Origin of the sequence: Fusobacterium necrogenes (assembly GCF_900450765.1) — a bacterium.
GTDB classification, from domain to species: domain Bacteria; phylum Fusobacteriota; class Fusobacteriia; order Fusobacteriales; family Fusobacteriaceae; genus Fusobacterium_A; species Fusobacterium_A necrogenes.
Map to the genome: position 1 here is coordinate 174,176 of NZ_UGGU01000003.1, position 25,414 is coordinate 199,589.

Sequence of the window (25,414 nt, forward strand, 5' to 3'; positions counted from 1 at the left end):
TTCTCATATATTATACCATAATATGAGTAAAAAAAATAGAGAGCCTAAACTCTCTATTCATAGTGAAACTCTACCTCTTTTCCTCTAAAGGCTATTCCAATTTTTACTATGTCTACTACTCCTCTTTTTCTTAGCTCTGTCTCATATATTTTACTATCTATTTGTTTGTGCGCTCTCTTAGCCAAGTTACTTATTCTGCTATTTTTTCTAGTTGCCTTTATCTCTAATATATATCCCACTCCATTTTTATTCTTTGGTTCTAGTAAGATATCTGCTCTACCTAAGCCACTTTCTTGTTCTGGAGTTACATAGAATTTATCCTGCATAGATGTCAAAAAGCCCAACATAAACATATGGTATGGTACCTCTGAGTAGGCTAGCTCATCTACTTCTTTACCTTCCTCTTTTCTCATATTCAAAGTAGTATTATGAAAACTTATGCTCTCTAGCACCATATTTTGAAAAGCTATCTCAAAGGATTCTAAATCTTTAGTTAGTAGTGCCCTTTTTACATCATTTACATATCTTGTTCCTCTAAATACCATCTTGATAAAAGCATCTTTAAAGAATGTTCTTATCTCTTTATTAGGTATTTTGATTATGTAATTTTTTCTATCTATCTTCTCTTTTATTGTCAGATATCCAGATGAGAGCATCAAGCTCCATATATCACTCTCTAACAAACTTTTTCCCATATCTAGCTCTAAGTCCACTGCTGTCTCTAACTCTTTCTCTTCAAAGAGTTTTTCTAAATCCTTGATTACTCTATCATCACTATTGGCTATTATCTCCATAATTAGCGCATTTCCAGAGGTATTTATCCAGTATGATTCTAGTTCTTTTTCTTTGATATATTTTAAGATACTTAGTGGATTATATACCTCTGTTCCTGCAAAGTTATATCCATCATACCAAGCTCTTACCTCATCTAGTTTGTACTCTATTCCATAGTATTTAAGCGCTTGTTCTACTTCCATTTCAAGTAATCCAAAGTATTGAGAGTAGGATTTTTTTAATATTGTGTAGTTCTCTATATTATTTAAGTCTGAAAATATTCCTGCCTGTGTTACTCTAATTATTCCAGTTAGTACTCCCATCTGTAAGTACTCATTAGTTTTTAGTGCATCACCATAGAAAGCTCTCAAAAAATCTTTCATCTCTGTATAGTAACCTTTTTCAACTGCATTAAGTAGTGGAGAATCATACTCATCTATTAAAAGAACTACTTTTTGGTTATAGTACTCATATAAGAATTGTGTTAAAAATCTCAAAGAGCTTTTTATCTCAGCAATACTTCCTTCTTTTCTTGCTAATCTATTAAAAACCTCTCTAGCATTTGGATTTAATCTCTCTTCTATAAAAAAATATCTATTGTATAGTTCATAGATTTTTACTTCTATATCTTTTATTACCTCTTCTAAATTTCTTCCAATAATTCCCTTCATAGTTATAAATATTACTGGATATTTTCCCTGTTCTGACATCATAGGGGAGTTAGATATATATAGTCCATCAAAGAGTTTTCTATTTTCTTCTTTATTTTTTATATCAAAGAAATATCTTAGTGTAGACATACTTAAGGTCTTTCCAAATCTTCTTGGACGACAAAAGAGCTTTACCTCTGTCTTGTCAATTAGTAAATCTTCTATCAATTTGGTTTTATCTATATAGTAACAGTTTGTTTCTCTTATTTTTTTAAAATCTTCTACTCCTATTGGTAATCCTTTTAACATATCCACACCTCACTTTTCTTTTTTTATTTCTCATATATTATACCATAATATGAGTAAAAAAAATAGAGAGCCTAAACTCTCTAATCTTTTTTTGTAGTTTAAATTATCTTTTTTCTTTTTTATTAATTAAAAAATTTTTAAATATTGTATCATTTATCATTTTTATTACTTTTTATTTCAATTTTAGAAAAATTTCGATATTCTAAAGTTAATCCATCAGAATTTTTTATTTTATATTTTTTTGTATCTATTATTAAAGTTTCTAATCCATTATTTTCTGTAATTTCACCATCTGCTACAATCAATTTCCCATCTTTTTTAGATAAAACTACTTCAATTTTTTCATTATCAATTAATAATTCATAGCTTCTTTTCCATTCTGATTCATTAAAAATGTCTTTAAATATATATATAAATAAAATTACTCCTAATATTACAATGAGCAATTTAAAAAATTTTTTCAAATATTTCGTTGAAAATCTGTAAAATAAAAATAATACAGAATTAAGTATTATAAAAAAATGAAAGGTTTTTTCATAAAATTCTTTAGATAATTTTAAAGCTATGGCCTGTATTTTTTCTGAAAAAAAGTGTGTCAAACTATCAGCTAGAATAAAATAATAAAAAATTCCTAATAATCCACCTATTAATACTACATATAATAAAGAAAAAAATAAACTAAAACTTTTTATACCTCTAATAATTTTCTTCCTATTTTTATTTTTTATACTTTTTCTTTTTAAAAATAGAATAATATTTTTTAAATCCTTTATTGATGTAGTTATCTCTAGAAAAAAACAGTTATAATATAAAGTTAAAATAATAAAAGCTAAAACTATTTTTTTTAATACTCTATAGATATCTAATTCCTTATACTCACTTGGAATCATATAAAAATTGGTAAAATTTAATTTTTCAAATGTTGTAAGCATCAACACAAATATAGGAGTTAATAATAGTAATATTTCTAACCATGTTTTTAAATCTTCTTTGTTTTTACAAATTTTTTTTAAATTTTCTTTTAATCTACCTTTTAAAGTTTTTAGTTTTTCCATATTATTTACCTCTCTACTGCTATTTTAATAGTACATTCATCATATTTATTGTTTTAATATTTTATCTTTTTAAAAATATTCTAATATATCTATATCTCTCCTTTTCTTTTGTCTTTCATATATTATATCATAGTATTTATAAAAAAATAGGAAGCAGTGTATCTCTACTCCCTATTTATAATTTATAATGCTAAAATATCTATTTTTTGGTGTTTGTTACTTTCTAAAAATATTCTATCCATATGATATTCAGTAGCAGAATTTACTACAGAATATACTTCTATTTTAACTTCTTTTTTTAAATTTTTTCTTTAATAATTTTATTCCTTCTTGAGTATACTCTTCTTTCATTATAAATAAAGTAAAAAAATATACAATTATTCCTACTATAATAGAATATATAATTGTTACAATATTATTAAAGTTTTGAAGTGTTATCATATATACTACTATTCCCATCATTATAGCTGCTGTGAAATATTTTAACCTTTTTATAGAAAAAAAATTTATTTCTCTTAATATACTTCTTGAAAAATATAGCATCATAATAACACCAATACTTTCCGCTATAACAGTCCCTATTGCTGCACCATTTTGAAGATACTTAGGAATCATTATATAATTAAATACAAAATTTACTATTGCCGCTATAGCTACAGAATAAGTATAATATCTCTCTAATCCTCTTGGGTATAATAACTGGTATCCTAAAAAATATGCTATTCCAACTATAAATATTATTATTGCTAAAATATTCATTGTTTTTATTGAAGATAAAAATTTTTCTCCTGCCATGATTAAAATTATATTTTTTGAAAGTAATACTATACCAGTTAAAGCTGGTAAAGAAAGCATCAAAATATAATTTAAAGAATAGTTTAAATATTTTTTATAATTTTCTATATCATTTTTTTGATAAGAGTTTGATACTCTCGGTAACATCACAACACCTAAAGCAGTTACTATAGTTAATATCAACCTTATTATTTTATTAGGCACATTATATAGAGCTACTGAACTCTTATCTATATTTCCTATCATTACAATATCTAATTGTAAATAAATACTTGTTGCGATACTAGCTGAAAAAATGATTAATATTGGCTTTATATGTTTTAGAATCTCTAATTCTTTATATTTTATTTCTTTGAAGCTTATATATTTTCTTAAATTTATAAAGTTTAAAATATTTGAACCACTATTTATTAATACTATTATAAAGCCATACTTTAAATAATCATTTGAATTTTTTACTAAAAAAAATAATAAAATTAAGCATATAAATCTAACTATAATATATCTAATAGTTATATATATTTGATTTTCAATTCCTTGATAAAACCATTCAAACCCTATATTAGTAAATATCAAATTTATTGACATAATCAAAACTAAATTTTTTAATTCCAGTAATCTGGTATTATATAAAAATATTAAAAGAACCACATATCCAATAATTGTTGTTATAAATAATATTATTCCTAACTCAAAGACTATTTTTGATAGTTTCCTTTTATCTTCTCTACATCTAGCAACCTCTCTAAGACCATAATTAGGAATACCTAAAGCTGTAAAAAGAAGAAAATAAGTAATTACAGAATTAATATAATCTACTTTTCCTAAATTTTCTACTCCTAATACTCTCGTAACATAAGGTGTTGTTAATAAGACAAATACTATTCCTAATAACATTCTAGTTGTATTTAATAGAAAGTTTATCTTTACACTATTTATTTTCATCAATTATTCCCATCTCTTCTAAAAATCTATCAATCCCCTCTTTCCAATGAGGTATCTTCTTATTTACTAATCTCTCTATCTTACTACTATCTAATTTTGAATATTTAGCTCTTTTTGCCTTTAATGGAAAATCATTTGTCTTTGCTCTTTCTAATTTTCCTCTCCAGCCTATCTTATTTAATATATATTCTGCTTGTTCGTACTTAGAAGTTTCTCCTGCATTTGAAAAATGATATAATCCATACTTATCTGTTTGTATTAAAGCCCAAGAAAATTCTGCTAAATCCCTTGAATATGTTGGGCTAGATACTTGATCATCTACTATCTTTAATATATCTTTTTCTTTTGACCAACTTATTACTTGTTTACAAAAATTATTATTTCCCATTCCAAATACCCAAGATGTCCTAATTAAAAAAGCCTTCTCATATTTTAAAGAGTATTTCTCGCCTTCTAACTTAGATTTAGAATATATTGATAAAGGATTAGGAGTATCTTCTTCTACATATGGTATCTCTTTTTCTCCATCAAATACAAAATCTGTCGAATAGGTTACAAAAATAATATCTTTTTCTTTACAGATCTCTGCTAAATTTTTAGGTGCATAAGTATTTAAAGAATAACACTTTTCAACTTCATCTTCTGCCTTATCTACATCATTATATGCAGCGCAATTAATAACTACTGTAAAATTATTACTATTCATATACATTTTTATTTTTTCTTTATCTGTTATATCAAGATCTTGATAATCAGTAGCTATATATCTAACTCCTAATTTATCAAATAACTTTTGAAAATCTTGTCCTAATTGGCCATTAGCACCAGTAAGCAATACATAATCTCCTTGATAATTTTCTGTATACTCTTTAAAGGTTTGATGTTTTTTATCTTTTTCTGATAAAATTAACTCTGTTATCCCATATTCTTTTAATTTCCAATCTATATTTAAATCTTTATCATTGTACATTATTCCACTATCATATTGTGGCGCATATATATCTGTACATTTATATTGAAACTCTGTATCATCTTCTAAAGTTAAAAATCCATGAGCAAATCCAGCTGGTATATAGAACATCTTTTTATTTTCTGCGCTTAATTCTACTCCATACCACTTACCATATGTTTTACTTTTTTTTCTAATATCTACTGCTACATCATATACTGAGCCTTTTACTACTCTTACTAATTTTCCTTGAGAATGTTTAGTTTGAAAATGTAATCCTCTCAATACTCCTTTTCTAGATTTAGAATGATTATCTTGTACAAATTCTTCTGTTATTTCTATCTCTTCAAATTCTTTTTTACTATATGACTCTAAGAAAAAACCTCTATTATCTCCAAATACAGTAGATTCTATTATATATAATCCTTCTATTCCTGTTTCTATTTTTTTAAACTTACTCATCTACTCCACCTATTTCATTTATAAAATAATTTTATATATGTTATTATTCTTTTTCTTTAATATTTAAAACATTATTTTTCTTATGATCCATTAATATTGAAATAAAAAGGTGATAGGTATCATTTTAGTTCCATATCAATTGTCTCCTTTGAGTTTGTTTTGGCTCTTTGATAAAATTTTATTTTTTAATATCAATAGTTCTTTTTTAAATTTTTATAATTTTCTAAAAACTTCTTATATTCCTCTTTATTTATTTTGTACATTTTCCAATAATCTTTATTTATTCTTAAAATTAGAGATAGTAAATGTCCTAATTGAGATATATAATAAGCATACTTACATATTTTTAAATTTGATGTTTTATAAAAATATTTATACTTACTTTCTAATCCCATTCTAAATCTATTTTCCTTAAAAGTTATAGATTTTCCTTCTAAATGAATTATCTTAGCTTCTGGAACAGAATAACTCAAATATCCACTTCTATAAACTCTATATGTTAACTCTATTTCTTCTGAATACATGAAAAAATCCTCATCAAATATCCCAACCTTATCCAATATAGATTTCCTTAACATCATATCTGCACCAGTTATACATCCAACTACTTTAGGAGTATTTGTATAATTAAAGTCTCTTTTTCTTTTCAATATTTTTCTACATATTTTTTCTATAAAATTCAAATATACAATAGCTTCTGTTTTTATTGTTACATATGGTAAATCTGGAAAAAATGAATGTAAAGGATCATTATTTAAAGTATATAGATTTCCTCCACATATTCCACAATTATTATTTTTTTCCATAAAATCATATAATATTTTTATGGCATTATTTTTCAATAACGTATCTGAATTTAATAAAAATATATACTTTCCTTTAGCTATTTCTATTCCTTTATTATTTGCCCTTCCAAAACCTAAATTCTCATTATTTTTTATAAAAATAACTTTATCCTTATAACTATTTTCAAAAAATTCTATTGAACCATCTGTTGAAGCATTATCTACTAAAATAACTTCATAGTTTAATCCTTTTGTTTTTTCAAAAACTGATTCAATAGTATTTTTAGTCAAGTCCAAAGTATTATAATTAACAATTATAATTGAAACATCCATAGTTACTCCTTAACTAAATTTTCAAATAATTCTTTCCACTGCTTCATAATTTTTTCCTCTGAAAATTTTAATGAATTTTCTCTAGCTTTCTTTCCAAATATTTTTCTTTTTTCTTCATTTTCAATTAAATAAATAATTTTATCAACCATATCATCTATATCACCAAATTCACATAAAAAACCATCTTCTTCATTGGTTATTATATCTTTTGGTCCACATGGACAGTCAAAAGATACTATTGGTAATCCACATGCTTGAGCCTCCACTAATACCATCCCAAAACCTTCATAACGTGAGCTCATGATATATATCGATGATTCTAAATATTTTTCTTGAATATTTTTTTCTCTTCCTCTTAAAAAAATATTATTTTCTAATTTATAATTATTTATTTTTTCCTGTAATTCTTTTCTTAATTCTCCTTCTCCATAAATATCTAAAATCCAATCAGAATATTTTTCTACTACTTTTTTCCAGATTTCTATTAATAAATCATATCCTTTTTGATAAACTAATCTTCCTACTGAAATTACCTTTTTATTTTGCAATGTACTTGTTATTTTAGGATAAAAAGATAGAGAATTATTTATGACTTGAACTTTAGAATTTTTCCATTGTATTCTATCCTCTTCAGTTAAAACTATAAACCTATCATATTTTTCTATTATTTTTTCTTCTTTATATATTTTAAATAAATTTTTTAACTTATAAATTTTTCTTTCTTCTGCAAATAAACTAGCATATTTATTAAAATGATGTTCTCTTATAATTTTACTCTTCCCCAGTTTTAAATATGGTAAAAAATATAGTTCTGGCCCTATCATTGAAACTATTATATCAGGTTGCTTTTCTATTATTATTTTTTGTAATAATTCAATGTGTTTCTTTCTTTTTTTTAAAAAAATTGGAATTCTTATAGGGAAAAATCTTTTTCTGTCGTTAGAATAATTAATTTTTAAATCAATCAAAGTATAATTATTTTTTAATGGATAGAATGAAATATTTTCTTTTTGATCAGTTGTTATAATAATAATTTCGTATTCTGTATTTTTTTTAAACCAATTAATTTTATTACTTAATACTCTTTCCATTCCACCAGAATTATAAAATTCTGGAATACAATACATTATTTTCATATTATTTTCTCCATAAATTTATAATAATCTTCAGGTATTCCAATATCTATAAAATATCCTTCTGATTTATATCCATATTTTTCTACTTTTAAATCTTTATTTTCCAAAATATCTTTTTCAAAAGAAAAACTATCTTCTTTTTTTATATCTAGTATATTTCTATTTAATAAATATACTCCTCCATTTATATAACCTTTCTCAATATATTTCTTTTCTTCAAATTTTACAATTTTATTTCCTTCTAAAACCAAAGAACCATATCTGTCAAATTTTTCCATCTCTTTTATTGCTAAAGTTAAATTTGAATTATTTTTTTTATAAAATTTATACATTTCTTTTAAATCAACATCAAAAAATGTATCTCCATTTACAATAAAAATATCTTCAGTTTTAGACAGAGTTAAAGCTTTTTTTATAGCTCCACCTGTTCCCAAAGGAATATTTTCTTCTGAATAAATAATTTCTATATTTTTATATCTCTTTTGAAAGTGTTCTTTTATTATTTCTTTTTTATATCCAACAGCTAATATAACTCTATCAATTCCTTTTTTATCTAAATCATCTAATAAATACTCTAAAAATGGTCTTTCATTTATTGGTGCCATAGGTTTAGGGACATTTGATACTACTTTACTTAATCTTGTTCCAAATCCTCCAGCTAATATAATTGCTTCCATGTTATTATTCCTTTCCGAAAAGTTCATTTTCCAATGCTAGACAAATATTATGATAAATAGGTAAGTGATACTCTTGTATTTTAAAAGTTTCTTTCTCATTAATATTAATATTTATATCTGAAAGTTTTTTTATTTCTCCACCATCTCTTCCAGTCAAGGAAATTACTTTTATTCCTTTTATCTTAGCTATTTTTATAGCATTAATAATATTTTTAGAATTCCCAGATGTACTTATTGCAAATAAAATATCATTTTCTTTCCCCTGAACATACACTTGTTGGGCAAATATTAACTCTGAGTTCTTATCATTTCCATAAGCTGTCATTAAAGCAATTTCATTAACTAATGAAATTGCTGATACACCTTCTTGTAAATTATTTATAAAATAGTCTGCTTCTTTAGGAAAAAACTCTCTTAATTTATTTTCTGAATCTTTTTGAATATTTCTTTGAAGAACAAAACCTTTTCCTAATTCTCCAACTATATGCAATGAATCAGTTGCACTTCCACCATTTCCACAAATCAATACTTTATTCTTTGAAAAATACATTTTTTTTAATGCTTCAATAGTTAATTTTATTTCTGGTATATTATTTACTAATTTTGAAAATCTATTTCCCAACTCTTCAATAATCTTTTCTGTAGTTTCTTTCATTACTCCTCCTATTTATAAATAGTCCAAGCTTGTGTCCCCTCATCTGTAAAGTGAGGTAGCATTACTTTTCCATCTAATTTTTGTAATTTTTTTACTAGATTATATCTTTCTTTAGGGTCACAAAGAATCATCATAAATCCTCCGCCTCCAGCTCCTGAAACTTTAGCTGCTTTTCCACCATTTTCTATAATAAATTTATATCTTTCTTCAATTAGTGGATTAGATATTGAATTAGACATTTTCTTTTTTGATTCCCAACCATTTTTTAAACAATTAGCTAATTCCTCAAAGCTTCCAGTTAAAATAGCATTTTTCATCTCTATTGCTGATTTTTTTAATTCATGCATTCCTTCTAAGCTTTTTTCAAATTTCTTTTTTACATTATCTATTTGTTCATCAATTATCTTAGCTGATTCTCTAGAAGTACCAGTATAATATAATATCAAGGAGTTTTCTATCTCGTTCTTTATCCATCTTTTTATTCTCAATGGATTTACTATCACTCTATTTTCTGAAAAAAACTCCATTAAGTTAAATCCACCAAATGTTGCAGAAAACTGATCTTGCTTTCCACCGCTTAATTTTAAGTCTTCTCTTTCTATTTCATAAGCTAAATGAGCCATATCATATTCTCCTAATGGTAAATTTAACCATTCCATAAAAGCTTTTATAATTGCTACAACCATTGTTGAAGATGAACCTAACCCTGACCCTGCTGGTGCATCAGAATATGTAGTCATCTTAAATGAAAGTGGTTTACCATTATTATATTTTTCAACTATTTTATTATATACTCCCTTATGTAAAGTTAATTTTTTATTAATTTCTAATTTATTTTTACTTTCTAATATCTCTTGTTCATTCCTATCACTTGAAATAAAAACTATCTTATTATCACTCATTGGTTCAATAGTACAATAAGCATACATATCTATTGTTACATTTAAAACTACTCCACCATAATTATCACAATATGGAGAAACATCAGTTCCACCACCAGCTAATCCTAGTCTTAATGGGGCTTTAGAACGTATTATCATATAACTTCCTTCTTTCATTAATTATTTTTGTAAAAATACTATATATTAAAATTTGATGAGGTGCTTGAAATTCAGATGAATAAAATATATTTGAAGTAAAAAAGAATATTAATAAAGTTAATAAAATACTTTCATTTTTTAATTTTAAGAAAAAATATTTGAAATTATTATATGAAAATTTTAAATATCCTATTCCAGCTATAAGAACACCAAAGAAAAAACCAGATTTAGGGGATAATGCAACCCCACTATCTAGCATAAATTCTATTTCAGTAAAATTAAAAAAAGAATATCTCATCTGTAATATCTCTTTTACTTTCTCACCTATAAAAGAATAAAATACTAAGTAACTCCCTCCACTTCCAATCGGAAAAAGAATAAAACATATAACTGCAGTGATTATTGACCAACTTCTAGTTATTATACTTGTAAAATATTTTATATCATTTTGAAAAAGTGATAATACTCTTTCATACCCTATTATTGTTATCAAAAAAGCTAAAATTATTATTTTATATCTATGCTGCTTTTCTTTTGTTCCTATAAGTATAATTGATAATAATATACATATAATTGATCCTTTTGATAATATAAAAAAATTCATATAAATCATTGTCCCCACTATAATAACTTTTAGTATTTTTTTTTGAGTAAAATATAAATTTAACATCCCTAAAATAACAACATAATATCCAGCAGCACTAGGCTCAGCAAAAGTTAAAACTATTCTTCCTTCATTATTTAAAATATATTTTTCTACTAAAAAAATTATAGATATTATTATATAGTTTATTTCAAAAATTTTTTTAAGTTTTTTTAGCCTTATTTTTTCAAATATTTTTACCATTGCTAATAAAGTAATATATTGAAATATAATTCCTAATAAAATATGAAAACTTTTTATAAAAGAATTTTCTCCATATATTGAAATTCTACCAGTAAAAATTATTAATATACTAACTAATAAGTTTAAAATAAAACTATATTTAATAAAGTTACTATATGAGTTAGTTATATAATGTTTTTTAATTTTTTTTGAAAAATATAATATTATTATACTGACAGGTAATAGATAGTATTCTCCTATCATAGTTATAGTTCCGTATTCTCTTAAAAGTTGAATATTTTGAAATATAAAAGAAAAAATATATACATAAGCTAGGATATTATACATTATCTATTATCTCCTCTATTTCCTTAAAAACTTTTTTTGTAGAAAAATTTTCTTTAAAATATTCTCTTATATTTTTTTCAAAATTTATTTCATTTTTTTCTTCTAATAATTCTTCAATGAATGTATTAAGTTCCTCTATATTTCTATTTTTAAAAACTTTTACATATTTTTTTTCTAAATTATTATATCCTATTACAGAATGCTCACTTGCTATAATTGGTAATCCGTAAAATAATGCTTCAATAACTTTTGTTTTCATTCCACTTCCTTCAAATACAGGAGATATATATATCAAACTTTCTCTTAGAAGTATTTCCATTTCTTCTTTTGTTGGATTAGCTATCAATTCGATTTTAGTTTCTATTTTTAATTCTTTTATTTTTTTAATCAATCTATTATTAGGATTTCTTCCAGCTAAAACTAACTTTAACCTTTTTTTTTCTAAAATTTTTTTATAATTTTCAACTAAAAATAATCCAGCTTCTATGTTAGCTTCCATATCTAAGCTTCCAGTAAATATAACTTGTTTCTTTTTCTTTATATACTTTTCTTCTGTAAAGATATTATTATAAATAATAGGGATTATTTTATATTTCTTGCATTTTATTTTATAAAATTCTTCTACACTTTTTTTATCTTTTTCAGTTAAAAAGATCCCATAATCCATATTCTGTAAAGCTTTTTTTTCAGACTTTTTAACATTATACTTTTCTATAACCTGAATTGTTTTATTCATATTTTTAGTAAACATTGTTGAAAATTCGTATTCAAAGTTATCAAAATTTTGAATTATTTTAATTTTTGGAAAATTTTTCTTAATTTTTTCAGAAATACTTCCTAATCTTGAGTTTTGTAAAATTACTATATTTATATTTTTTTCTTTAATTGCTTTTAATATTTTTTTACTTGCTAATTCTAGTTGTTCTGAATATCCTAATATTCTAGATAAAAGTGCTTTTTTCTTATTTCTCTCTATTTCTAATAAATATTTTCCCTTATTTTGATTTTTTATTTCTTTATTAATTATTCCATACCATTTTATTTTTTCATTTCTCTCTAACTCTTCTAAAATACCTATTATTTTTTTTGTACCTATAGCACCACCATTTGAATATTCTGGATTAGTAGAACTTATATATAATATATTTTTCATTTTTAATTCCTTTCTACAATTTTTACTGTATCTAATTTTTAAATAATACTTACTGAGTTTTTTTGAAAGTAGCTTCCAATTTTTTATTGTTTTTTAATATTAAATTTTTTCATATTTATAATATACCTTTTTTACTTTTTTATATTACTGCAAATATTTTATTTTAGACTTTAATTCTTCTATATTTCCTACTTCAAATAATTCTCCATACTTTCCATTTGCTAAAATTTCTTTTGGTCCTACTGGGCAATTACTTGAAATTACTTTTGTACCTACTAGTAAAGCTTCTAATAAAACTAATCCAAATCCTTCATATTTAGAGCTTAAAACAAATAATTTTGAATTTTTCATCCAAATGTATGGATTTAATTTTTTTCCTAAAAATATTACATCTTTTATTTTTAGATCTTCCACTAATTTTTCTAATTTTCTTCTATCTGGACCATCTCCTACTATTATTAATTTTTCTTTTATTTTTTCTTCAATTTTTAATTCTCCAAAAGCTTTTATTAGCGTTGTAAAATCTTTATCTACTTCGTCTAGTCTTCCTACGCTACAAATATATTTACTTTTAATTAATACTCTTTCTTCTTCTGTTAATTCGCTATCATCTAAAGCCTTTTTTTGTATTTCATCAACATCTATTGGATTATATACAGTCTTTTGTTTTTCTTTTAAATATGGTGCTAATTTAATTAGTTCATTTCCCATCTCTTGACTTACTGTGCATATTTCATCAAATTTTTCTAATTTTTTAAAAAAACTCTTTTTAAAATATTTTCTTATTCCATCAAAAAATCTAGTTACAGAACCATGTAAATAAATTTGATGCTTTGGCCCTTTTATTTTTGTTATATAACTTGGTAAATACTGAAAAAAAGTTATAGTGATATCATAATTTGCTTTTTCTACTACTTTTATTTCTTTTTTCCATACTAAATAGTCACTTAAAACTATCAACAAATACATTGGAATATTATATATTTTATAAGCTTTACCTAATGTTCTTAATCTATATATCAATTTTGATAATTTTTCAGATTTTAAATACTTTATTTTTATTTTTTTATCTATCTCTTTTTCTCGAATATTTTCTTCTCCCATATTGTAATCAACATATAAATCAACTTCATATCCTTCTTTAAGAAATTTTTTCATATATCTTACTGTTACTACTTCTATTCCTCCACCTTGAGTCAAAAAAGTAGTATAGAACAGTATCTTTTTTTTCATTTCTACATTCCCTTCCCAAATAGTACTATCTTACTTGTCTTAAATAGTATAATCATATCTAATACTAAGCCATTATTCTTTACATAGTACAGATCATATTCTAACTTTATCTTTGCATCATCTACTGATGCTCCATAGGTAAACATTGTCTGCGCCCATCCTGTTATACCTGGTTGTACTGCATATCTTAAATGATAATTTCTTATCTTCTTTTCATACTCTTTTCCTAGTACATTCCATTCTGGCCGTGGTCCAACAAAGGACATATCTCCCTTAAGTACATTTATTACTTGGGGTAGTTCATCCAATCTTGTTTTTCTAATAAAATGTCCTACCTTAGTTATCCTATCGTCATGTTCAGAAGCATACTTTGAATACTTATCTGGATCATGTACTTTCATACTTCTAAACTTAATAATTTCGAATTCTTTTCCTCTAAAGCCTATTCTCTTTTGTTTAAAAAAAGCTGGATTTTCCCATATTTTCTTTGGATTAGTAAATAAATATTTAACTCCTATATCAAGCTTCACTATCACATATGTCACTAACATAAATGGGATAAAACAGATAAAAAGTATAAATGATAGCGCTACATCAAATGATCTTTTAAGTTTTTTCTCAAAATCATTATTTAAGGTATCAAAGCCATTACTCATAAGTACCCACATGCTATCTACCTTATCTACATCTATTTTTCCCTCTATACTTTCTAAAAAGCTTAAGTAATCTACAACTTCCACTCCGCGCAACTTTACCTCTAGTATCAAATCTGAATACAGCTTAAGTGTTTTATCTTTTACAAAAATTATTGTATCTATCTTATCTGCCTCAACTATCTTTTTGATATCTTCAAATCTTCCAAGATAATTATTTCCATCTACTACGTCATTAGCTAAATATCCACAGCATATATATTTGTTATCTCTTAATCCTAAACTATCTTCAATTATTCCAACATAACTATTTTCATTATCTAGAATAAGGACTCTACTCTCCTTTTCTTCCTTCTTATATAGCAAATAATTCAAGGTAGTTTGTATAATCGTATAAAATGCAAAAGTGAAGATAAGTGTTTCTCTTTTGTAAAAAAGAAAAAAGATCATAAACGTAAAAAAATTCAAGATAATAGAGTAAATAATATTTCCCCTCTGATATCTTGAGTCAAAATTCATTGTATTAGCTAAGTAATATGAAAAAAATAGTATGCTAAATAGTCCATACATTGCTAGATTAAGACTTAAATTTTGAATTACAAAACTTTGTCTGTATACTATAAACAGTAGAATAAAATAGATTAATCTCATTCTGATGTTTCTTGTATGCCTTACCATAGTATTTCTTCAACTCCCAATTTATTTTTTATATTATTTAACAAATGAAAAGTACTGACACTTCTTACTCCTCACTACTCAAGACTTTCTATCTCTCTCTAAAGAGTGATAGCCCAATCTCTTTCATTTGAAGTTTTCACTATTACTAGTTAGGTTCATGTCAAAACCTAATTTTAATTAAAGTCCAAAAATATATTTCAAAAACTTTACTTTTGAATATTTTTGAATAACATTTTTTATATATAGATTTATTAAAACAGGAATGTATATTCCCATTATTAATGATATTGGCATTACTATAATCATTGATAAATTCAAAATCTGATAGCCTAAGATTCTTACAAATACTTGCGGAAACCATGAAAATAAATATATTGAAAATGATTTCCCTTTTAAATGCTCTAAAAAACTATAATCTGAATTTAAGTATATTCTTGAACAACTCAATGAAAATATTATTCCTATTCCAGCTATAAAAATATTATATATTTTTATAACTGGAAGTATTATTACAGCATTAATTATCAAAATTGTAAAAGTTATAATAAACACAAAAGTATTTCTTTTTAAAATTTCATCAAATTTATTTTCGTTTTCTAAATAGTAAACTCCTAATATAAAAAATATTAGATAATTTAAAACTCCATTTATATTTAAAAATCTTATATCTAAAAATTTACTTGAAACTATATTAATTATTAGTGATAATAATAAAATTATTTTTGTTTTATTTTTTAAAACTCTATATAACACGATTGTGAGTAACATTATTAAAAATATAGTAGGTAGAAACCAAAAGAAAATAATTGGATTATCCCATGGATATAACATATTCAAAATATAATCTTTTATTGATAATTCTAGTGGTCTTAAAGCAAATTTACCTAAAAGATACTTAGGTACATATGCTAAAGATGATATTAAAAAATATGGAATTATCAATCTTTTAATCTTTTTTATTACAAAAGTATTTAATTGAATATCTCCTATTCTTCCCTCAGTAGTAAATTTTAATAAATATCCAGATATGAATATAAATAATGGCATATGAAAACTGTAAATCCATCTATGCAGATTAGATACTATTCCATTAGTATTTTCTGCATGTCCTAATACTACCAATATTATTCCAAATATTTGTAAAAAACTTATTTTCTTATTTTCCATTCTTATATTCAACCTTTCTATTTAAAATTTCAACCAACATTCTAGGAGCTCTATTTCCTCTTTTCCCACTCCTAGTTATCTTTACTCTTTTTTCTTTACCCTTAGAGTAAATCTCTTCTTGTACACTCTCTAACTCCTCTATCTCTACCTTATCCCCTAGTTTTAATATCTCGTTACTTAAGCACTCATGTTGGTACTTTCTCACATCACTTTGTTTCCTATATATCTCCTTTAATTCCTCTACTAGCTTTCTATGTCTTACACTGAGTATTGATAATCCCTCTTTTTTTCTTCTATTTATTTTCTCTATTAGCTCTTTTCTTCTAAGCTCTAGTAGATATATCTTATCTGCTAATTCAACCTCTTTTACTTTTCCATCTTTTTCATAGATGAGATACTCTTTCCCTATCTTTAATCTAATCTCACCACTTCCAACTCTATTTCTATACTCTCCAGTTTTCTTATCTACCTCTCTAGGTGGAATACCTTTAAAAACTAACTGTGTATAGTATTTGAGTTTCCCTCGAATATTTTTTCTCACAATACGACAATAAGCTATCTCACTCTTAAGCGCTTCTTTTTCATAGTAGTTTTCCTCATCAATTAGAACTTTTAACTTAAGACCTTTCCAATCTATATATCCATCTATATATCTAATCCCTGTTCCATTAGATTTTCCCTCTAAGGATTTGAAATCATCTTCCTGTTTAAAATGAACCTTCTGTCCACTTCCATACATCATTTTTTCAAAAGCTCTCCATACTTGTGAAGCTATCTTTTGAGCAGTAAATGAATCTATATTCTTTTTAAAAAATTTCTGCATATTCTTTACTTCTTTGTGGAAAGAATACTCAGTAAAGCCATTTTCTTTCCTAATCTCTTCTAATTTCTTGTAAAGAATTTTCTTTCCTTCGCTATTAGCTATTTCATGTAGTAGTTCTCTGTACTCTTTTCTTTTTGTCATCTCACCATATTTTTTTAACATTTTTCCTAAAAGTGAATTATATATATCTCTGCCTATCCTAAATCTTTTCTCTAAGATATCCTCTTGATATTTTTCCACTTTCAAAGGAAATTGGACTATATAGTTAGACACTTTTAAAATTCCTCCTCATTCGAGTTCTTCTTTTGATGAAAAGGCGTATTTTTCATCAAAAAATAACTCTAAAATTAGTACTTTTTTAAAAAAAATTCTAATTAATAAACTTAATCTCCTTGACATATGCTTAAAAAAAGGGTAAAATAGGTTATTCACGAGTAAAAGAAAGTACGCTTTTTCATCAAAAGGCGTACTTTTCCAAAAAATAAAAAAAGGTAGTCAGTCTCTCAAAACCAAAACTACCTTTTCCCAAGCTATTCAATTATATAATTGAATAGCTTTTTTAATCGTTAATTTCTTCTAACAGCAGTACCAAACTCTTTGTATAAATCACATATTTATTTCCTAATTTCCTTGCTAAAATCTCCTTTGAATTTATTTTGTCATAAATTGTAGATATATACTTTGTCAAATATTCAGCTGCCTCCTTTGGATTAGTCCACTCCCCCAAACTTTTTACCATATCCTTAGCTAATGCCTTATTCACATTAGAAAGCTTAGATAACTTATAGAGGATATATTCCTCATGATTCATTCCAGCCTTAATTTTTTCTACCTTCTTTTCATTTTTTGTAAACTTAGTTGTACAGTCCATCAACCTGATCCTCCTCAATATTTTATCTTATCAATTCTTCTTCAATTTTTATTATTTTCTCCTTTATTCTTCTTACCCCCTCTCATTTTTTCTTTTTTCTATCCCTTCAAATACTGATTGGTAGATTTTATCATCTAATTTACTATCAGTTCTTTTAACTAACTCTTCTAGGAGTAGTATCACTATCTTTTCTATTGCTGGTGTTACAAACCACTTACAGATAAAGTATTTGATAAATTTTATTATTACTTCTAATATTTTCCCCATTGTCTCACCCTATGACCTTAAATTCCTTCAGGATGTTCGGCAATATATGTTTCTAATGCTACTAGTATATGCTTATTTTCAGCTATTGTAGCTAGTGAAGCTTGATATCCTCTAAGCTCTTTTTCTGCTGCTACTTGCCACTCTTCATATGATGTATAAGGACTCTCCTCTGCCATAGGTTCTGAAGCCTCTTTTAATTCAGCTATATGTTGTATCACTGCTGTCATATCAAAGATATTTGACTCCACAGCCTTCTCCCTTTTAATAGAATTTTTTAAACTTTCAATCTCCTTTTGAACTGTTATTACTACTGCTGACATATAAACTCCTCCCTTTACTTTTTATTTTTTTAGAAAATCATGATCCTCTATGAAAATATAGTATCATTTTTTATTTTCAAATACTAGTATCTCTAACTCATTACAACTCACTACAACACAGTTTTCTTATTCTTTTAAAAGCTCATAAAATCGTCTTTGATTGAATTCTCTTCTACTTTTTCCTTCCACTTTTAATGGATAACACATCTCAACTATTCTATCTCTTATTCTACTTTTCCCTTCAACTGAGAATTTTTTAGCTATCTCACATCTATTTTCATCTTTATCAAATTCTAAATTAGTAGAGATAATAAGAGGTTTTTCAGATCTATACCTTGTGTCAATGAGATTATATATCTTTTCTGCTCTCCAACTTCTACTCTTACTCTCAATAGATTTTTCTACACCAAAGTCATCTATAATAAGCAGGTCACAATTTTCAACTACATTTAGAATTTTATTTTCTGCTTCTCCCCACTCTCTAGTTAATTTTAATAAATAAAGTCCAAGATTTATCACGAGGACATTCTTTCCTCTATTCATCAGATAGTTAGCAATACAAGCGGTGGCAAATGTTTTTCCAGTTCCAACATCACCATAGAAAAGTATCCCTACATCCATCTCTTTTTCCATAAAGCGTTTAGCATAACGAAGAGAGGCTTGCATATGCCTTTGACTCATATCTGCTACTTCAAAACTACTTTTTAAGAATTTCTTATCTATTACAGAGATATCTTTATACTTTTTAACTCTATTTTTTATAGATTCAGTTTCCTGTTTTCTTATCTCTTCTTGTTTTTCCTTTTCTTTAATTTTCTCTAAACAATTACAATCTGGTATATATTCTATATGTTTTCTAATAAATTCTGGCAAATATTCTATCCCATTAGCCTCATTTTTTATATATTCTTTCCCACAATATTTACATTTCATATCCTTTCCTCCTATTTTTTCCCAAAGATCTCTTTTGTATTAAATAATTCTGGGATCTCTTCTTGTGTATCTAAATTATTTTTTAAAATCTCATCTAAGTTATCACTTTTATCTTGTTCTAATAAATTTGTATGTAATATATAATCATCTTGTAATAATCTACTTGTATTATTCTTCTCACAATTTACGTTGAGGGGGATTAAATGATTTTGCTGAGTGTCCCTCACTTTTTCCGTTAAGTATATTCGTCTTTCCTGTCTCTTTTTTCCCTGGCTTTCATATACTCTATAATTTGTTTTTAAGTATCCATATTTTACAAGGCTAGCTATCCAAAGACTGATCGTATTTTCATGTGTTTCATATAGACTTGCAAAAAATGAATTACTAGCATAACAAAATCCCTTATGATGTATTAAAGTTGCTATCTCCCCATACAAAATTTTTTCCGAGAACTTTAATCTTTTATCATATCTTACCTCAGCTGGTAGTATAATATAATAGCTTGGTTTTTCCATAACTCTTACCTCCTAAATATTTTTTATTACTGTATATATACACTATCACTTTTTTTAAAACTATTCCACTAGCTAAAACTTACTACTACTTTCTTCTACTAAGTTTAAATTTTACAAAAAATAAAAAATAGGAGTGTCATAAATTTACAACACTCCCATTTTTAGATGTTTTTATAGGTTATTATTTTTTCTTAGCATATTTAATAGAGTCAAATGCAACTGCTACTATTATAATAAGTCCTTTGATTATATATTGCCAGTAAGGATTTACTCCAATATATGTAAGTCCATAGTTGATAACTGTAAGTAAGATAACTCCTGTTACAACTCCAGAGATTTTTCCAACTCCTCCATAGAATGAAACCCCTCCAATTACACAAGCTGCAATTGCGTCCATCTCATACATATTTCCTAAGTTATTAGTAGCTGAACCGATACGTCCTGCCTCTAAAAATCCTCCAAAAGCATAGAAAATACCAGATAGTGCATAAAGTTTTACTAATGTCCAATGAACGTTTACTCCTGATACCTTAGCGGCTTCAATATTTCCTCCAACGGCAAAGACATTTTTACCAAATTTAGTCTTATTCCATAATATCCACATGATAATTGTAGCTATTAGAGCATAAAAGATTAGATAAGATATAGTAAAGCCACCAATATCAATATATCCTTGAGCAAAAGAACTGTACTTTTCAGCAAATCCAGCTATTGGAGAACCACCTGCAAAATCATAATAAAGTGAGTTAATACCATAAACTATAGTCATACTTCCCATAGTAACAATGAAGGGATGTAGATTAAGTTTTGCAACTGCAAGTCCATTTAGACCTCCAATTACCATACCAACTAACATTACAATAGCTATTGCTCCAAAAAGTGGGAAGTCTTTCATATCAGGATAAACTTTATGAGCAGTAGTAGCTGCTTGTAAAAGTGTAGCTGAGATAACTGCAGAAAATCCAACCTGTCTACCTACTGAAAGGTCAGTACCTGTTGTAACAATAAGTCCTGCAACTCCTAAAGCTATAATAAGTCTTACTGATGATTGTGTTAAGATATTTTTGAAGTTTCTTATACTCAAGAATGAAGGCTCTTTAATAATTATAGCTATTAACATTATTAATAAAACTAAATATAGTCCACTTTGAATTAAAAGTTTTTTGTAATCAATATTTCCATCTTTTGTACGTATACTCATTTTTTTCTCCTCTTTCTCTCATTATATTTTAATTCTATAGATATTTTGCAGATAGTGTCATTATCTCCTCTTGTGTAGTTTCAGAAGTTTTAACTATTCCTGCAACTTTTCCGTTACTCATTACTAAAATTCTATCAGTAACACCTAATAACTCTGGCATTTCAGAGGATATCATAATAATTGCCTTATCTTTTTTAGCAAGATCTATCATAAGTTGATAAATTTCATATTTAGCTAAAACATCTATACCTCTTGTAGGTTCATCTAGCATTAAAACATCTGGTTCAGTTAGAAGCCATCTTCCAAGAATAACCTTTTGTTGATTTCCTCCAGATAAAGAGCCTATTGAAGTATTTTGTGAAGGTGTCTTAACATGCATACTATCTATTACCCATTGAGTATCATCTTTCATTCCTTTGTCATTTAATAATGCTAGAAGTGGATTTTTAACTTTATATCTATCTAAGTTTGAAATAGTAGAGTTGAAATTTATATCTAACATTCCATATATTCCTGTAGCTCTACGCTCTTCAGTAACAAGAGCAAATCCATTGGCAATTGCCTCGTTTGGATTATGATTTTTTACTTCTTTCCCTTTAATAATTATTTTCCCTTTTTCTTTTTCTCTCATTCCAAAAATTGTTTCAACGATCTCTGTTCTTTTTGAACCAACTAGTCCAGCAATTCCAAGTATTTCACCTTTATGTAAATCAAAGGTTATATCTTGTATTGATGGTTGATGAAGAGCTGTTAACCCCTCTACTTTTAAAATTTCTTCTTTTACAACGTTATCTTTTGGTGGGAAACGATTAGTTAGATCTCTTCCTACCATCATATTAATAATCTCTTCTGTAGTTAACTCTTTTACAGATTCTGTTGCTATCCATTTTCCGTCTCTCATTATTGTAATATCATCTGATATAGCTTTTATCTCTTCCATCTTGTGTGAAATATATACTATTCCACAACCTCTATCTCTTAATTTATTAATAATTTTAAAGAGGTGTTCAACTTCTTTTTCAGTAAGAGAAGATGTAGGTTCGTCCATAACTATTATTTTAGAGTTGTATGATACAGCCTTTGCTATTTCTACCATTTGTCTTTCAGATACTGCAAGATCTCCCATCTTAGAACGAGGATCGATATTTATATCCAAATCTTCAAAGATTTTTTTAGTATCTTCATACATCTTCTTTTCATCTATAAAAAACCCCTTTTTAGGGTATCTTCCTAACCAAATATTATCTAATATATTTCTTTGCAGAACTTGGTTCAACTCTTGGTGTACCATTGAAACCCCATTATCTAAGGCTTCTTTAGCTGATTTAAAGTTTATCTCTTTACCTTCAAACATAATACTACCTGAGTCTTTTTCATAAATTCCAAATAAGCATTTCATTAAAGTTGATTTTCCAGCCCCGTTCTCACCCATCAGTGCATGAACTGAGTGAGGTCTTACTTTTAAATTAGCACCATCTAGTGCTTTAACTCCGGGAAACTCTTTTGTTATGTTGCTCATTTCTAATAAGTATTTAGTGTTTTCCATAATGTTCTCCTTCTTTTATAAAAAAGGGGAAATTGTAATACAATTCCCCTTGTTAACATTAGATTTACTAATTAATCCTATTTGAATTGTGCTGCATTTTCTTTATCTATTCCGATACTTGGAATTAATAATTCTTTTTCTACTAATTGATATGTAGTTCCTTCTGTTGCTGCTTTACCTTGAGCTAAGTTTACAACCATATCCCAAGTTCCTTTTCCTTGTCCTTGAGCATCGTTAAGAACTGTTCCTGCCATTTCTCCAGCTTCAATTTTAACAATTGCTTCTGGTAATGCGTCTACTCCATATACAGGTAAGATTTTTCCAGCTGCTTTTAATGATTCGATAGCTCCTAAAGCCATTCCATCATTGTTACAAATTACAACTTCAATTTTATCTCCATTAGGTCCTGATAACCAAGCGTCCATTTTATCTTTTGCCATAGCAGTATCCCACATAGCAGTATCTAGATGTAACTCTTCAGTTTGGATTCCCATATCATTTAAAGTTTTGATAGAATAAATAGTTCTTGCTTCAGCATCTGGATGTCCAGGCTCTCCTTTTATCATAACATATTGGATAACTCCATCTCCATTAAGGTCTAATTGTGGATTATTCATCCAAGCTTTAGCTATTAATTCACCTTGAGCTATTCCTTGTTCATTTGGGTCAATTCCAACATAATATGCTTTATCATATGCATCTATAACAGATTTAGCTGGTTTTTTGTTGTAGAAAACAACTGGTACATTTTCAGCTTTAATTTTTTCCATTACAGTTTGTCCTGCTGCTGGGTCAACTAGATTAATTGCTAATGCATCTACACCTTTTGATAACATAACATCTATTTGGTCATTTTGAGTTTGTTGGCTGTTTTGTGAGTCATTCATTGTTAACTCAACCTTATCTTGTACTTTTTCAGCTTCTCCTAATACAACTTTTCTATATAAAGCTATAAAATTATCGTCATATTTGTAAGCTGTAAAACCAATTCTTAATTTTTCTGGTGCATTTGCTGTTGTGTCTTTCTCCCCACCACATCCTGTTAATCCTGCTGCTAAAAGTAGTGCTCCTAAGATTATTCCTGTTTTCTTCATATTCTAATTCCCTCCTACAGTGTGCACTGTTTGTTTAATGAACTTTTAATCTATCTTTCAAGATATAAAGAACGTTTTTAATTCTCTATAATCAATAATAATCTTTTATTCAGCTTTTGTCAAGCCTCTAATTTAAAAATTCAAAAACTTTTTTTAGTGCGTGAAAAAAGTTTTCAAAGCATTAATTAAAGAGAGCTACAGCTCCTTTTATTCCAGCTTCATTTCCTAGTATTCCCTGTACAATTTCTATATTTTTAAGTGTAACAGGAAGAGCATATTTTTTCAATTTTTCCTTCATAGGATTTAGGAGAATTTCTCCAGACATTGCTACTCCACCACCTAGAACGATCTTTTCTGGATTGATTATATTTAGAATATTGCCTATTCCCATTGCTAAATATTCAGCTTCATAGTCTACTAAATCTAAAGAAAATTTATCTCCCTCTTTTGCTGCATCAAATATATCTTTTGCTTCTAGGGTGTCTAACTTTCCTTCTATCATCGTATAAAGTAAATTTTGTTTATTAACAATTAATCTTGAAGTGGCTTCTCTTATAAGTCCTGTAGCTGAAGCATAAGCCTCAAAACATCCCTTTTGTCCACAACCACAAAGCTTACCATCCATAACTAGCTTCATATGTCCAATCTCTCCACCAGCACCCATAAATCCAGATATAAGTTTTCCATCCACATAGATTCCTCCACCTATACCAGTGCCTAATGCTACAGTTACACTTGTTTTACTTCCTCTAGCTGCTCCATATTTAGCTTCACCAAGAGCTATAATATTGACATCATTATCAAGTTTAGTTTCCACTCCAGATATCTCTTCCATCATAGATTTTATATCTATATTTTCTCCCCAAGGAAAATTTGCAAAAAAAGCCACAACACTCTGATTGATAACAGGACCAGGAATTCCTATTCCTATTCCCTTAATTTTTTTTATATCTATTTTTAATTCTTCGCCTAACTCTTTAGTAGCTTCCCAAATTCTAGTTAAAGTTTTTTGAGCCCCCTCTGAAGAAAGAGTCTTTATTACTGTACTTTTAAAAATCTCCCCATCGATATTTAAAATTCCAATTTTCGTATTAGTTCCACCTAGATCAATTCCAACATAATAATCCATTTTTAGTACCTCCATAATTTTTGATAATTTTATTATACTATATGTTTTTTTATTTTACACATTATTTTTCTTTTATTATAAAAAGTTTAAGA

The 25,414-nt window shown here is 26.4% G+C and carries 24 protein-coding genes; all 24 read right to left on the reverse strand.

Annotation, left to right across the window (positions count from 1 at the left end; translation table 11 throughout):
- Positions 1–53: 53 nt before the first annotated feature.
- Entirely contained in the window at positions 54–1,733 is a 1,680-nt protein-coding gene (locus DYA59_RS01175) for an AAA family ATPase (RefSeq protein ID WP_115268561.1), read from the reverse strand.
- Between the two features lie 149 nt (positions 1,734–1,882).
- On the reverse strand, positions 1,883–2,788 hold the full coding sequence (locus DYA59_RS01180) for a hypothetical protein (RefSeq protein WP_115268563.1): 906 nt from the start codon (positions 2,786–2,788) through the stop codon (positions 1,883–1,885).
- Positions 2,789–3,073: 285 nt separating this feature from the next.
- Positions 3,074–4,528, reverse strand: coding sequence for a flippase (locus tag DYA59_RS01185; protein WP_115268565.1), 1,455 nt, complete (start codon positions 4,526–4,528; stop codon positions 3,074–3,076).
- Positions 4,515–5,939: a dTDP-4-dehydrorhamnose reductase gene (rfbD, locus tag DYA59_RS01190; RefSeq protein WP_115268567.1), complete on the reverse strand. Its 1,425-nt coding sequence runs from the start codon at positions 5,937–5,939 to the stop codon at positions 4,515–4,517. The genes DYA59_RS01185 and rfbD overlap by 14 nt, the downstream gene beginning before the upstream one ends.
- A gap of 191 nt (positions 5,940–6,130) precedes the next feature.
- Complete coding sequence (locus DYA59_RS01195; protein WP_115268569.1) at positions 6,131–7,057, reverse strand: glycosyltransferase family 2 protein; 927 nt, start codon at positions 7,055–7,057, stop codon at positions 6,131–6,133.
- A 2-nt stretch (positions 7,058–7,059) separates the two neighbouring features.
- The gene (locus DYA59_RS01200) at positions 7,060–8,193 is read right to left on the reverse strand and encodes a glycosyltransferase family 4 protein (RefSeq protein WP_115268571.1); all 1,134 of its coding nucleotides are present in this window, start codon (positions 8,191–8,193) and stop codon (positions 7,060–7,062) included.
- Complete coding sequence (locus tag DYA59_RS01205; RefSeq protein WP_115268573.1) at positions 8,190–8,870, reverse strand: nucleotidyltransferase family protein; 681 nt, start codon at positions 8,868–8,870, stop codon at positions 8,190–8,192. Before DYA59_RS01205 ends, DYA59_RS01200 begins: the two co-directional genes overlap by 4 nt.
- 4 nt (positions 8,871–8,874) lie before the next feature.
- Positions 8,875–9,525 carry a D-sedoheptulose-7-phosphate isomerase gene (locus DYA59_RS01210; RefSeq protein WP_115268575.1) on the reverse strand — a complete coding sequence of 217 codons (651 nt, stop codon included), beginning with the start codon at positions 9,523–9,525 and terminating at the stop codon, positions 8,875–8,877.
- 8 nt (positions 9,526–9,533) lie between these two features.
- On the reverse strand, positions 9,534–10,565 hold the full coding sequence (locus DYA59_RS01215) for a GHMP family kinase ATP-binding protein (protein WP_115268577.1): 1,032 nt from the start codon (positions 10,563–10,565) through the stop codon (positions 9,534–9,536).
- Positions 10,549–11,739: a hypothetical protein gene (locus DYA59_RS01220; RefSeq protein ID WP_115268578.1), complete on the reverse strand. Its 1,191-nt coding sequence runs from the start codon at positions 11,737–11,739 to the stop codon at positions 10,549–10,551. Before DYA59_RS01220 ends, DYA59_RS01215 begins: the two co-directional genes overlap by 17 nt.
- Positions 11,732–12,892: a glycosyltransferase gene (locus tag DYA59_RS01225; protein WP_115268579.1), complete on the reverse strand. Its 1,161-nt coding sequence runs from the start codon at positions 12,890–12,892 to the stop codon at positions 11,732–11,734. Before DYA59_RS01225 ends, DYA59_RS01220 begins: the two co-directional genes overlap by 8 nt.
- Positions 12,893–13,036: 144 nt before the next feature.
- The gene (locus DYA59_RS01230; RefSeq protein WP_115268580.1) at positions 13,037–14,125 is read right to left on the reverse strand and encodes a glycosyltransferase; all 1,089 of its coding nucleotides are present in this window, start codon (positions 14,123–14,125) and stop codon (positions 13,037–13,039) included.
- A 2-nt stretch (positions 14,126–14,127) separates the two neighbouring features.
- The gene (locus tag DYA59_RS01235) at positions 14,128–15,456 is read right to left on the reverse strand and encodes an exopolysaccharide biosynthesis polyprenyl glycosylphosphotransferase (RefSeq protein ID WP_115268582.1); all 1,329 of its coding nucleotides are present in this window, start codon (positions 15,454–15,456) and stop codon (positions 14,128–14,130) included.
- Between the two features lie 177 nt (positions 15,457–15,633).
- Positions 15,634–16,623, reverse strand: coding sequence for an acyltransferase family protein (locus DYA59_RS01240; protein ID WP_115268584.1), 990 nt, complete (start codon positions 16,621–16,623; stop codon positions 15,634–15,636).
- Positions 16,613–17,719 (reverse strand): transposase, encoded by a 1,107-nt coding sequence (locus tag DYA59_RS01245; protein WP_115268586.1) that lies wholly within the window; start codon positions 17,717–17,719, stop codon positions 16,613–16,615. The genes DYA59_RS01240 and DYA59_RS01245 overlap by 11 nt, the downstream gene beginning before the upstream one ends.
- A 286-nt stretch (positions 17,720–18,005) precedes the next feature.
- Positions 18,006–18,317: a helix-turn-helix domain-containing protein gene (locus DYA59_RS01250; RefSeq protein WP_245943700.1), complete on the reverse strand. Its 312-nt coding sequence runs from the start codon at positions 18,315–18,317 to the stop codon at positions 18,006–18,008.
- 72 nt (positions 18,318–18,389) lie between these two features.
- Positions 18,390–18,584: a hypothetical protein gene (locus tag DYA59_RS01255; RefSeq protein WP_115268588.1), complete on the reverse strand. Its 195-nt coding sequence runs from the start codon at positions 18,582–18,584 to the stop codon at positions 18,390–18,392.
- Positions 18,585–18,601: 17 nt separating this feature from the next.
- The gene (locus tag DYA59_RS01260; protein WP_115268590.1) at positions 18,602–18,904 is read right to left on the reverse strand and encodes a hypothetical protein; all 303 of its coding nucleotides are present in this window, start codon (positions 18,902–18,904) and stop codon (positions 18,602–18,604) included.
- 126 nt (positions 18,905–19,030) lie between these two features.
- On the reverse strand, positions 19,031–19,837 hold the full coding sequence (locus DYA59_RS01265) for an ATP-binding protein (RefSeq protein WP_115268592.1): 807 nt from the start codon (positions 19,835–19,837) through the stop codon (positions 19,031–19,033).
- An 11-nt stretch (positions 19,838–19,848) separates the two neighbouring features.
- Positions 19,849–20,352: a helix-turn-helix domain-containing protein gene (locus DYA59_RS01270; RefSeq protein ID WP_115268594.1), complete on the reverse strand. Its 504-nt coding sequence runs from the start codon at positions 20,350–20,352 to the stop codon at positions 19,849–19,851.
- Positions 20,353–20,533: 181 nt separating this feature from the next.
- On the reverse strand, positions 20,534–21,553 hold the full coding sequence (gene mglC, locus DYA59_RS01275; RefSeq protein WP_115268595.1) for a galactose/methyl galactoside ABC transporter permease MglC: 1,020 nt from the start codon (positions 21,551–21,553) through the stop codon (positions 20,534–20,536).
- 34 nt (positions 21,554–21,587) lie between these two features.
- Entirely contained in the window at positions 21,588–23,099 is a 1,512-nt protein-coding gene (gene mglA, locus DYA59_RS01280; RefSeq protein WP_115268597.1) for a galactose/methyl galactoside ABC transporter ATP-binding protein MglA, read from the reverse strand.
- Positions 23,100–23,176: 77 nt separating this feature from the next.
- On the reverse strand, positions 23,177–24,193 hold the full coding sequence (gene mglB, locus DYA59_RS01285) for a galactose/glucose ABC transporter substrate-binding protein MglB (protein ID WP_115268599.1): 1,017 nt from the start codon (positions 24,191–24,193) through the stop codon (positions 23,177–23,179).
- A 181-nt stretch (positions 24,194–24,374) separates the two neighbouring features.
- The gene (locus DYA59_RS01290; RefSeq protein ID WP_115268601.1) at positions 24,375–25,322 is read right to left on the reverse strand and encodes an ROK family protein; all 948 of its coding nucleotides are present in this window, start codon (positions 25,320–25,322) and stop codon (positions 24,375–24,377) included.
- Between the last annotated feature and the right edge of the window lie 92 nt (positions 25,323–25,414).